General features: G+C 65.0%; 9 protein-coding genes. 5 read left to right on the forward strand and 4 right to left on the reverse strand.

Annotation, left to right across the window (positions count from 1 at the left end; translation table 11 throughout):
• Nucleotides 1-65: 65 nt before the first annotated feature.
• The 3 genes from metF to B4M43_RS08910 all read left to right on the forward strand — a co-directional run bounded on the left by metF (nucleotide 66) and on the right by B4M43_RS08910 (nucleotide 4,109).
• The gene (metF, locus tag B4M43_RS08900; protein WP_296266188.1) at nucleotides 66-911 is read left to right on the forward strand and encodes a methylenetetrahydrofolate reductase [NAD(P)H]; all 846 of its coding nucleotides are present in this window, start codon (nucleotides 66-68) and stop codon (nucleotides 909-911) included.
• 319 nt (nucleotides 912-1,230) lie between these two features.
• Nucleotides 1,231-2,016 (forward strand): substrate-binding periplasmic protein, encoded by a 786-nt coding sequence (locus B4M43_RS08905; protein ID WP_296266191.1) that lies wholly within the window; start codon nucleotides 1,231-1,233, stop codon nucleotides 2,014-2,016.
• A 221-nt stretch (nucleotides 2,017-2,237) separates the two neighbouring features.
• Nucleotides 2,238-4,109, forward strand: coding sequence for a DEAD/DEAH box helicase (locus B4M43_RS08910; RefSeq protein ID WP_296266192.1), 1,872 nt, complete (start codon nucleotides 2,238-2,240; stop codon nucleotides 4,107-4,109).
• Nucleotides 4,110-4,371: 262 nt separating this feature from the next.
• On the opposite strand, the gene B4M43_RS08915 is transcribed toward B4M43_RS08910, so the two are convergent.
• The 3 genes from B4M43_RS08915 to B4M43_RS08925 form a co-directional block, all read right to left on the reverse strand.
• A complete protein-coding gene (locus B4M43_RS08915; RefSeq protein ID WP_296266194.1) occupies nucleotides 4,372-4,950 on the reverse strand; it encodes a YceI family protein in 579 nt (192 codons plus the stop codon).
• A gap of 35 nt (nucleotides 4,951-4,985) precedes the next feature.
• Entirely contained in the window at nucleotides 4,986-5,537 is a 552-nt protein-coding gene (locus B4M43_RS08920) for a cytochrome b (RefSeq protein WP_296266196.1), read from the reverse strand.
• A 340-nt stretch (nucleotides 5,538-5,877) separates the two neighbouring features.
• Nucleotides 5,878-7,848, reverse strand: a complete 1,971-nt coding sequence (locus B4M43_RS08925) for a flavin monoamine oxidase family protein (RefSeq protein ID WP_296266200.1) — start codon at nucleotides 7,846-7,848, stop codon at nucleotides 5,878-5,880.
• Between the two features lie 194 nt (nucleotides 7,849-8,042).
• On the opposite strand from B4M43_RS08925, the gene B4M43_RS08930 reads away from it, so the two are divergent.
• Together B4M43_RS08930 and B4M43_RS08935 are read left to right on the forward strand one after the other, a co-directional pair.
• Complete coding sequence (locus B4M43_RS08930; protein WP_296266201.1) at nucleotides 8,043-9,449, forward strand: adenosylmethionine--8-amino-7-oxononanoate transaminase; 1,407 nt, start codon at nucleotides 8,043-8,045, stop codon at nucleotides 9,447-9,449.
• Between the two features lie 152 nt (nucleotides 9,450-9,601).
• Entirely contained in the window at nucleotides 9,602-10,321 is a 720-nt protein-coding gene (locus tag B4M43_RS08935) for a 16S rRNA (uracil(1498)-N(3))-methyltransferase (protein ID WP_296266203.1), read from the forward strand.
• A gap of 57 nt (nucleotides 10,322-10,378) precedes the next feature.
• Here the strand turns inward: B4M43_RS08935 and trhA are convergent, their stop codons facing one another.
• Entirely contained in the window at nucleotides 10,379-10,996 is a 618-nt protein-coding gene (gene trhA, locus B4M43_RS08940) for a PAQR family membrane homeostasis protein TrhA (protein WP_296266205.1), read from the reverse strand.
• Nucleotides 10,997-11,005 lie beyond the last annotated feature (9 nt).

The following is an 11,005-nucleotide window of genomic DNA, read 5'->3' on the forward strand; positions in this document are numbered from 1 at the left end:
TCGCCCTGGCTTTTACTTGCAGCTTGCAACTAGCAGCGCGTGGTTCGCTGCTCAGGAAAAAGCCGATGTCCAAACCCCGCAATTACAGTTTCGAATTCTTTCCGACCAAGACCGAAGCCGGCCACGACAAGCTGATGGCCGTTGCCCGCCAATTGGCCACGTACAACCCGCACTTCTTTTCCTGCACCTATGGCGCCGGTGGCTCCACCCGCGACCGTACGCTCAACACCGTGCTGCAACTGGAAAACGAAGTGCAAGTGCCCGCCGCGCCGCACTTGTCGTGCGTGGGCGACACCAAGGCCGAGCTGCGCGCCCTGATCGCCGAATACAAGGCGGCCGGCATCAAGCGCATCGTCGCCCTGCGTGGCGACCTGCCTTCGGGCATGGGCATGGCCGCAGGCGATCTGCGCTACGCCAGCGACCTGGTGCGGTTCATCCGTGAGGAAACCGGCGACCACTTCCACCTGGAAGTGGCGGCCTATCCGGAGATGCATCCCCAGGCGCATAGCTTCGAAGCCGACCTGAAGAACTTCGCCACCAAGGCCAAGGCCGGCGCCGACAGCGCCATCACCCAATACTTCTTCAACGCCGACAGCTACTTCCACTTCGTCGAGCGCGTGCAGAAGCTGGGCGTCGACATTCCGCTGGTGCCCGGCATCATGCCGATCACCAACTACAGCAAGCTGGCGCGCTTCTCCGACGCCTGCGGCGCCGAACTGCCGCGCTGGATCCGCAAGCAGTTGGAAGCCTATGGCGACGACAGCGCCAGCATCCAGGCTTTCGGTGAAGAAGTGATCACACGCATGTGCGAGCAGCTGCTGGACGGCGGCGCGCCGGGCCTGCACTTCTACACGCTGAACCAGGCCGAGCCGAGCCTGGCGATCTGGAACAACCTGAACCTGCCGCGCTGAAAACATCGGCTCGCACCTGTTTAGCGGGCAGTGGAGGCACAGGCAGAATGCTCGTGCCTCGACTGCCTCCATCGCGAACAGGTGCAGCGGGGCACCACCGCCCACACACCCTGCCCTCCCGTTCCCGCACGTCCGCGACGCGTGCGGTCATGCAGCCAGCGAAACCTGCCTCGGCATGCCTGGGTCGCCAGTGCGGTATGCCCTGCTTCCAAGGCTGCGCCGCTGCGGGATGAGCGCATTTGCTGGCCCGTTCACAGCGCTGGCACTCACACAGATCCCGCGTCTGTTCATCCATGAAGCACCCAGGTAGTCTGCCGACATGCGCATCTTCCTGACCCTGTTCGGCATCTTGCTGCTTACCTGCCTGAGCCCGTTGGCCCAGGCCGAACGGCTGCGCATCGTCAGCGACGACTGGGCGCCCTACATCTATCAGGAAAACGGCCAGCCTCGCGGCCTGCACTACGAGGTGGCCAACGAAGTGTTCAAGCGTCTGCACATCGACGTGGAGTGGGGGTTCATGCCGTGGAAGCGTTGCCTGGCCGTGGTCGAACAGGGCCAGGCCGACGGTATTCTGGGCGTGTTCAAACTGGCCTCCCGCGAACCGTTCATGCTGTACCCCGAAGAGCCGTTGTCGCAGGTCGAATTCGTGCTGTTCCAAGCCCTGGCACGCCCACACTCGGTCACTACGCTGCAAGACTTGAGCGGGCTCACGGTGGGCACGTCGTCGGGCTATGACTACGGTACGGCCTTCGAAACCGCAGCCAACTTCCGTCGGGAATCGGCGCCCACCCATGTCGCCAATCTAGGCAAGCTGGCGCTTGGTCGGGTGGACCTCGTGGTGACCGATCTCCACGTCGGCCGCTATTTGCTACAACGCCTGGGCCTGGAGCAGCAGATCGAAGCCTTGCCGATGGTGATCAACGACATGCCGCAATACCTGGGCCTGGCCCGTAAGCCCGGCCGTGAAGCCCTGGCCGAGGCGTTCTCGCAAACCCTGCGCGCGTTCAAGCGCGAACCGGCCTACGCCCATATCATGAGCCGTTATGGCGAGCAGAATCCGAGCCTTGCCACTGCCGTTGAGCAACAGGGGGTCAGCACACGCTGATTGCTCTGTTATACTCGAGCCTTCCCGCCAGGCTCACGCCCGGACGCTCGGCCTCGTAGCAGGCATCCCGATCGGTAAAAACGCAGCTCCATGCGTCTTCGCCGCCCGCACGATGCGCAGTACATGCCCAGCTGGACCGGACGCGATCGCATTCCTCAGATGCCCGTCGCGCCAGGCAGATCATCCCATCGGGCTCAGCCCACACGAGAACAGGATTGCCCATGTCCTTTGCTTCCCTCGGTCTCTCCGAGGCACTTGTCCGCGCTATCGAGGCCGCGGGCTATACCCAGCCCACTCCCGTGCAACAGCGGGCCATTCCCGCCGCGTTGCAAGGCCGCGACCTGATGGTCGCCGCCCAAACCGGTACCGGCAAGACCGGTGGTTTTGCGCTGCCGATCCTGGAGCGTTTGTTCCCCGCCGGCCATCCCGACAAATCCCAGCGCCACGGCCCGCGTCAACCGCGCGTGCTGGTGCTCACGCCCACCCGCGAACTGGCTGCCCAGGTCCACGACAGCTTCAAGCTGTACGCCCGCAACCTGAGCCTGGTCAGTACCTGCATCTTCGGCGGTGTCGGTATGAACCCCCAGGTGCAGGCCATGGCCAAGGGTGTCGACGTGCTGGTCGCCTGCCCGGGCCGACTGCTCGACTTGGCCGGCCAGGGCAGCGTGGATTTGTCCCACGTGGAAATCCTGGTGCTCGACGAAGCCGACCGCATGCTCGACATGGGCTTCATCCATGACGTCAAGAAAGTCCTCGCGCGTCTGCCGTCCAAGCGCCAGAACCTGCTGTTCTCGGCGACCTTCTCCAAAGACATCACCGACCTGGCCGACAAGCTGCTGCACAACCCCGAGCGTATCGAGGTCACGCCGCCCAACACCACCGTCGAGCGTATCGAACAACGCATCTACCGCCTGCCGGCCGGCCATAAGCGCGCCTTGCTGGCGCACTTGATCACCCTCGGCGCCTGGGAACAGGTACTGGTCTTCACCCGTACCAAGCACGGCGCCAACCGCCTGGCCGAGTACCTGGAAAAACACGGCCTGACCGCCGCCGCGATCCATGGCAACAAGAGCCAGAACGCGCGCACCAAAGCCCTGGCCGATTTCAAGGCCAACACCGTACGCGTGCTGGTCGCCACCGACATCGCCGCCCGTGGCCTGGACATCGACCAGTTGCCCCACGTGGTCAACTTCGAACTGCCCAACGTCGAAGAAGACTACGTGCACCGCATCGGCCGTACCGGTCGTGCCGGGCGCTCGGGCGAGGCCATCTCGCTGGTCGCGCCCGACGAAGAGAAGCTGCTCAAGAGCATCGAGCGCGTCACCCGGCAGAAGATCGCCGACGGCGATTGGATGGGCTTCGACGCCAGCAAGATCGAAGTCGAGAAGCCGGAAGTGCGCGAGCGCGCCCAGCCCAACGCACGCGGCGGGCGCAACGGCCAGAGCCGTGGCGACGGCGCCAATGCCGGCAGCGGCGGCCGCAAGGACAAGGGCAAGGACAAAGGCAAGACGCGACAAGCCAGCGCCGATAAGCCTGCGGAAAAGGCCAAGTCCGGCGAGCAGCGCCAGGGCCAGCAGCCGCGCAAACCGCGCGAGCAGCAGAAGCCGCGCACGCAACAATCGGCACAGGCCAGCAAGCCGTCTGACAACGGCAACCGTGACCCGGAAGCCTTCCTCGATGACGACGTGGACAACTTCGGCAACCGCGCCGACTACGTCAGCCCTTACCAGAACGCCAAGAACCAGGGCCGCAACCGTCGCCCGGGCGCAGCGGCAGGTGGTCAGACTCAGGGCCAGGGCCGCAGCCAAGGTACCGGTCAACCGCGCAACAACGGCCCACGCACCGGCGGCGACAAAGGTCCGCGCAACAACGCCAACGCCGGTGGAGCACGTCGTGACGGCGGTGGCCGCACTCGCCGCGACGACAGCCCTCGCCAGGAGCCTGCCGTGCGCAACCCGCGCGAGCCACAGAACCAGCCAGTGATCATCCGCAAGGAGTCCAAGCTGGAGCGCTACCCGACGCCCGAGCAGCTCGACGACCTGCCGAACCGTCCGCGTGGCGAACGCCCGGCGCTGTTGACGCGTAACCGCTGAGTTCACGCGTACTGGCCTGTTCGTGAAGGCCACTGCGCGAGGCCACTGCAGGCATGTGCTTCGCCGCAGTGGCCACGCGCTGAGTCATCGGGTTCGCCGTGCAGCCGTTTTCTACGGTTAGCCCATAAAAAAATCCGCAGCCATCACTGGCTGCGGATTTTTTGTTTCCACCCGTGGGTGTCAGGGGCCGCTCAGTCGCTCGGCGACGTGACCAGCACCTCAGCGCTAGACCAAGCGCCTGGCGGCGCCACGGCCGGCACGCTTACTTCTGCTTCACGCCTTCGAGGCTGATGTTCAGGTCGAGGGTCTGCGAAGTCGGGCCTGGGCCCTTGATGCCGAAGTCGCTCAGGTTGAGCGTGGTGGTGGCGTTGAAGCCTGCACGCTCGCCGCCCCATGGATCTTTACCTTCGCCATTGAAGGTGGCTTTGAAGGTGACCGGTTTGGTCACGCCGTGCAGGGTCAGGTCGCCGGTCACGTCGGCGGTCTTGTCACCGGTCGATTTGACGGCGGTGGAGACGAACTTGGCGTCCGGATATTTCTTCACGTCGAGGAAGTCGGCGCTGGCGATGTGCTTGTCACGCTCGGCGTGGTTGGACCACAGGCTGGCGGTTTTCAGATCGACGTTGATCTTGCTGGCTTCGGGCTTGGCGCTGTCCCAGGTGAAGCTGCCGTCAAAGTCCTTGAAGGTGCCGTGGATGAAGCTGTAGCCCAGGTGGCTGATCTTCCAGTCGACGAAAGCGTGCTGGCCTTCCTTGTCGATCTTGTAGTCGGCGGCCATGGCCTGACCGGCAGCGAACAGGGCAGTACCGAGCGCCAGTGCGGCAAAGGTCTTTTTCAACATCCTTTGATTCCTTCCGTTGCGATTGAGTGGGTGTTTCAGGCTTTGCGACCGAGCATGCGCAGCAAAGTGGCGTCACGGTCGATGAAATGGTGCTTGAGTGCAGCCAGACCATGCAGGCCGGCGAAAATCACCAGCCCCCAGGCCAGGTAGAAATGAACTTCGCCGGCAAGATCGGCCTGGTCGGGCAGGTTGCTGACCAACGCCGGCACTTCGAACAGACCGAACACCGGGATGCCCACGCCATCGGCGGTGGAGATCAGGTAGCCGGCGAGCATCACGGCGAACAGCCCGGCGTACAACCCCAGGTGGCCCAAGTGGGCCGCGATCCGCGTGAAGCGACCATGGCTGGCGAGCGCCGGTGGGGGTGGACTGAGCAGGCGCCACAACACCCGCAGGACCATGACCGCCAGCAGCACCAGACCGATGCTTTTATGCAGGTCCGGGCCGGCCTTGCGCCACGGGTCGTAGTAGTCCAACCCGACCATCCACAAGCCCAGCCCGAACAGGCTGAAGACGGTGAGCGCTACGCCCCAGTGCAATACGATGCTGACTGCACCGTAGCGAGAAGATGAATTGCGAAGTTGCATGATGCTGTCGTTCCCCGTGGAAGCTGTGGCAAGACTACCCGTTAACGTATCGAATAAAAGCAGAAAAAACTGCTTTGAAATATCGAATAAACCGATAGTAATTGTCTGCAAGCACTATTAAGGAAACGTTAACCCTGGATGGTTTTTTAATAGGTGATCCATGACAGTCGCGCAGCAGCGATCTGGCATCGCCCTTTATGCGCAATGGCCCGCGAAGCGGGCCAAAGGTTGCGATCGGATTCGCAAGGCGACATGGGTTCGCCCGGATGGCGACAGCGCCGTTGCCCACTGCGGGTGAACCGGAGCGCCGGCTACCCGCACGGGTCCCGAGCAGCCGCCGTCAGGCGCCAGCCTGATCCTGCTTGACCGCTGGCTTCTTCTGCGCAGGCTCTGCCGGCTTTTTGGCCGGTGCCGCCTTGGCAGGCTTGTGGGCCGGTGGGCTCTTGTGGGCTGCCGGCTTGTGCGTAGCAGGCTTGGCCGTAGGTTTGAGCGCCGGTTTGGCCGCAGGTTTGGCCGGAGTAGGCGCTGCGACCGGTGCCGGGACAGGGGCCACAGCCGGTGCCGGAGCAGGCGCTACCGCAGGTGCGGCAGGCGTCGGTTGGCTGACCGCCGCAGGCTTGGCTTCAGGCTCGCCGCGGCCGAACAGGCGCGAGAAAAACCCTGGCTTGGCCGGCTCGGCGCTGGCCGATGGGGTTTTGTCGTCAGGCTTGGCCGGCGCGTTCTGGGCCTTGTCAGCACCGCCGAACAACCGCGAGAAGAAGCCCGGCTTGCCTTGCTCGGCCTTGGCCTCTGGCGCCGCTTGCGCTTTCTCGGCCTTGTCGCCCTTGCCGAACAGGTTGGCGAAGAAGCCCGGCTTGCTCGCCGCCGCCGCACCGGCAGCACTGGCAGTACCGGCCGCCGCCGTAGCCGCCACCGACTTGACCGGCTCGAACGACTTGCCTGCGGCCAGGTCCTGCACCTGGCTGGCGGCGCGCTGGCCGCTGCGCAAGGCGCCTTCCAGGGTGCCGGGGTACAGCGCATCGGTGTGCTCGCCGGCGAAGGCTACGCGTTGCACCGGCCGCTCCCACAGCCGCCAGTATTTGCTGATCTGCCCCGGCCCGTAGGCCAGGTAGGCGCCGCCCGTGCTGGCATCGGTGCTGTAGCGACGCACCTCATAACCGCTGAACGCACCACGGGCCTTGGGGTAGAACGCGTGCATGCGGATCAGCACCTGGTCGACCATCTGCTTGTCGCCGAAGGCTTGCAGCAGACGCGCGTTGTCGCCCGAGAGGTTGATCACCACGTTGGCGCCGCCCTTGAGCGCAGGCTCGATCCACAGCATGCCCAAACCGGCGTTGCTGTAGATCTCACCCGACATGCGCGCACGGCTTTCCCACACCGGCTGCTTGAACTTGAGCATGATCTGGTCGCGCCAGCCGTAGTTGGTGCCTTTGATCGCAGCCATGTGCTGGTTGTCCAGCGCAGGCGTCATCTGGATCTTGGCCAGGGCGCGCAGCGGCACGGCCATGACCAGGTAGTCGGCCGTGTAGCCGACGTTGCCGGCTTTGACCGTCACGCCGTTCTTGTCCTGCACGATGGACGTCACCGCCGCGTCGGTCTTGATGGTCTTGACCTGCTTGACGAAGGCCTGGGCCAGCACCGGGCTGCCACCCGGCAGGCGCACCGCACGCCGATCGCGGTCGTCGACGCCGCGGTACACGCGGTTCTGCTGGGCGAAGTAGAGCAGCGACAGGCGCGACGGCTCGTCGTAGCGGCTGCGGATTTCCTGGTTGATCAACTGGCGCGCTGTGGTCGGCAGTTGCAGGCGGTCGAGCCAGTTGGCGACGTTGATCTGGTCGAGGGCGAACAGCGTGCTGTTGGCCGCCGGATTGAGCGGATCGTCGATCGAGCGCGCCAGGTCGTCGACGGTCTTTTCGTAACGCTTGAGCGCTTCGGCGGTGGCCGGTTGCTTGAGGGCAAGGTCCGCTTCGGTGAAGTAGTCGCCGTCGATCAGGTAGCCGGGCGTACGCACGAATTCGGGAGCCGGCAGGGTCTGCAGTTTGAACTGTTGCAGGTACTGGTTGAGCAGCGGCTGCACCTTGTCGCTACCGATCCATTCGCTGGTCGCCAGGCCCGAGCGCCCACCCAGGTTGGCCTTGGCTTCGAGCAAGGTCACCTGCCAGCCTTTGTTCTGCAGCTCGTAGGCCGCCGTCAGGCCGGCCAGGCCGCCACCGACGACGATGGCCGTCGGAGCCTTGCCCTGCCCCTGCGCAGCGGCGCTGGACAGGCCAATCATGATCACCGCGCACACGCGCACCCAAGCAGCAGCCATCGAGGCAGACTCCAGATCAGAAAAAAACGTGAAGACGCGCAGGAGCGGACTGCCCCGCGCAAAGAGCCGCCTAGAATACGTGAGCCCCGGCTGCCCTGCTAGCACCCTGGCATCACTTACATGGGTTGTTCCTACCGCCCGGTTCTCTTAGGCTTACGCGCTCTCACATCGCCATACCGCCAGGAGAACCGCCAATGGGGCTCAATCAACAGTGGATGCAACGTGACCTCGAGGTCCTGTGGCACCCCTGCACCCAGATGAAAGATCACGAGCACCTGCCGCTGATCCCGATCAAGCGCGGCGAAGGCGTCTGGCTGGAAGACTTCGAAGGCAAACGCTACCTCGATGCGGTCAGTTCCTGGTGGGTCAACGTGTTCGGCCACGCCAACCCGCGCATCGGCCAGCGCATCAAGGACCAGGTCGATCAGCTCGAGCACGTGATCCTCGCAGGCTTCAGCCACCAACCGGTGATCGAGCTTTCCGAGCGCCTGGTGGCGCTGACGCCCGACGGCCTGGACCGGGTGTTCTACGCCGACAACGGTTCGTCGTGCATCGAAGTGGCATTGAAGATGAGCTTCCACTACTGGCACAACGTCGGCAGGCCGCAGAAGAAACGCTTCGTCACCCTGACCAACAGCTACCACGGCGAGACCATCGCCGCCATGTCGGTGGGCGACGTGCCCTTGTTCACCGAAACCTACAAGGCGCTGCTGCTCGACACCCTCAAGGTGCCGAGCCCCGACTGCTACCACCGTCCCGAGGGCGTGAGCTGGGAGGAACACTCGCGTACGCTGTTCGCCGCCATGGAACAGACCCTGGCCGAACACCACGACACCATCAGCGCAGTGATCGTCGAGCCGTTGATCCAGGGCGCCGGCGGCATGCGCATGTACCATCCGGTGTACCTCAAGCTGCTGCGCGAGGCTTGCGACCGCTACGACGTGCACCTGATCCACGACGAGATCGCGGTCGGCTTCGGCCGTACCGGCACAATGTTCGCCTGCGAGCAGGCCGGCATCCGCCCGGACTTCCTCTGCCTGTCCAAGGCCCTGACCGGCGGTTATCTGCCGCTGGCCGCCTGCCTGACCACCGACAAGGTCTACCAGGCCTTCTACGACGACTACCCGACCCTGCGCGCCTTCCTCCATTCGCACAGCTACACCGGCAACCCGCTGGCCTGCGCCGCCGCCTTGGCGACCCTGGACATCTTCGCCGAAGACGATGTGATCGAGGCCAACAAGGCCTTGGCCAGCCGCATGGCCAGCGCTACCGCGCACCTATCCGAACACCCCCACGTCGGGGAGATCCGCCAGACCGGCATGGCCCTGGCCATCGAGATGGTCAAGGACCGACCGGGCAAAACCGCCTACCCCTGGCAGGAGCGCCGCGGCCTGAAGGTGTTCGAGCACGCCTTGAGCCGCGGCGCCTTGCTGCGGCCACTGGGCAGCGTGGTGTATTTCCTGCCGCCCTACGTGATCACCCCCGAGCAGATCGACTTCCTCGCCGAAGTGGCCAGCGAAGGCATCGACCTCGCTACCCGCGAGCAGGTCAGCGTGGCCGTGCCGGCCGATTTCCATCCCGATTTCCGTGATCCGGGTTGATGCTTGCGCTACACGCCGTCGCAGCGACGGCCGTTCGCGGCGGTGAGCGGTAGCGCCCACAATGCCTCGCCAAGCGCGGCGCGGCGGCGGGCCAGTCCAGCGCCGCCCGCCTGCGCCAAGCACAGTCCAAGCCTTTCTTATCCGAGCCCTACATGCGCCTGTCCCGTTTCTTCATCGATGCCCCCCTCTCCCTCGGCGAGCACACCCTGCCCGAAGCCCAGGCCCACTACATCGGCCGTGTGCTGCGCATGGCCACCGGCGACGCCGTGCAACTGTTCGACGGCGGCGGCCAGGAGTTTCTCGGCCACCTGCTCGAAGTCGGCAAGAAGACCGTGCGGGTGAGCCTCGACCAAGCCCTGCCCGGCCAGCCCGACTCGTCCTTGCACGTGCACCTGGGCCAAGGCCTGTCGCGCGGCGAGCGCATGGACTGGGCGATCCAAAAGGCCACGGAACTGGGCGCCAACGAGATCACCCCCATCGTCAGCGAACGCTGCGAAGTGCGCCTGAAGGACGAGCGCGCCGACAAGCGTTTGGCCCACTGGCGCCAGGTGGCGATCAGCGCCTGCGAGCAGTGCGGGCGCTCGACCCTGCCGCTGATCCATCCGCCGCGCACCCTGGCCGAATGGCTGGGCGACGTCGACGCCGACCTCAAGCTGGTGCTGCACCCTGTGGCCGAGCCGCTGACCAGCCACCCCAAGCCTGCGCGCCTGGCGTTTCTGATCGGGCCGGAAGGCGGCTTGAACGATGCCGAAGTGGCGCAGGCCAGCGAAGCCGGCTTCCACGCCGCACGCCTCGGCCCACGGGTGCTGCGCACCGAGACCGCACCGGTGGTGGCGCTGTCGGTGGCGCAGCAGTTGTGGGGCGACTTCTAGACGCGGGCGCAGCCTTCGCGGCCTACGGCGCGCCACTGCCGTAGGCCGGACGGGCTTTCAACGGACGTAGAAGAACACCGCGATGAAATGCAGCAGGCTGCCGGCGATGACGAACAGGTGCCAGATGCCGTGCCCATGGCGCAGGCGTCGGTCCAGGGCGAAGAAGATGATGCCCACCGTGTAGAACACGCCACCGGCTGCCAGCCAGGCGAAGCCCGCCGCGCCCAGGGTCGCCAGCAGCGGTTTGACCGCCACCAGCACGATCCAGCCCATCAAGGCGTAGATGACGATCGACAGCACGCGCGCTTCGGAGCGCGGCTTGATCTCTTGCAGCATGCCGATCAGCGCCAGCCCCCAGACCACGCCGAACAGGCTCCAGCCCCAGGGGCCGCGCAGGCTGACCAGGCAGAACGGCGTGTAGCTGCCGGCGATCAGCAGGTAGATGGACAAGTGATCGAGCTTGCGCATGATCACCTTCGCCCGGCCGCGGGTGCTGTGATAGACGGTCGAGACGCTGTAGAGCAACAGCAGGGTGAAGCCATAGATGGAGAAACTGACGATCTTCCACGGGTCGCCCTGCAATCCCGCGGCAATGATCAGCCAAAGCGCGCCCAACGCGGCCAGCATGGCGCCGACCAGGTGGGTCCAGGCGTTGAAACGTTCACCGTGATACATCGAGCGAAG

The sequence above is a fragment of the Pseudomonas sp. UBA6562 genome (assembly GCF_002434265.1).
Classification (GTDB): domain Bacteria; phylum Pseudomonadota; class Gammaproteobacteria; order Pseudomonadales; family Pseudomonadaceae; genus Aquipseudomonas.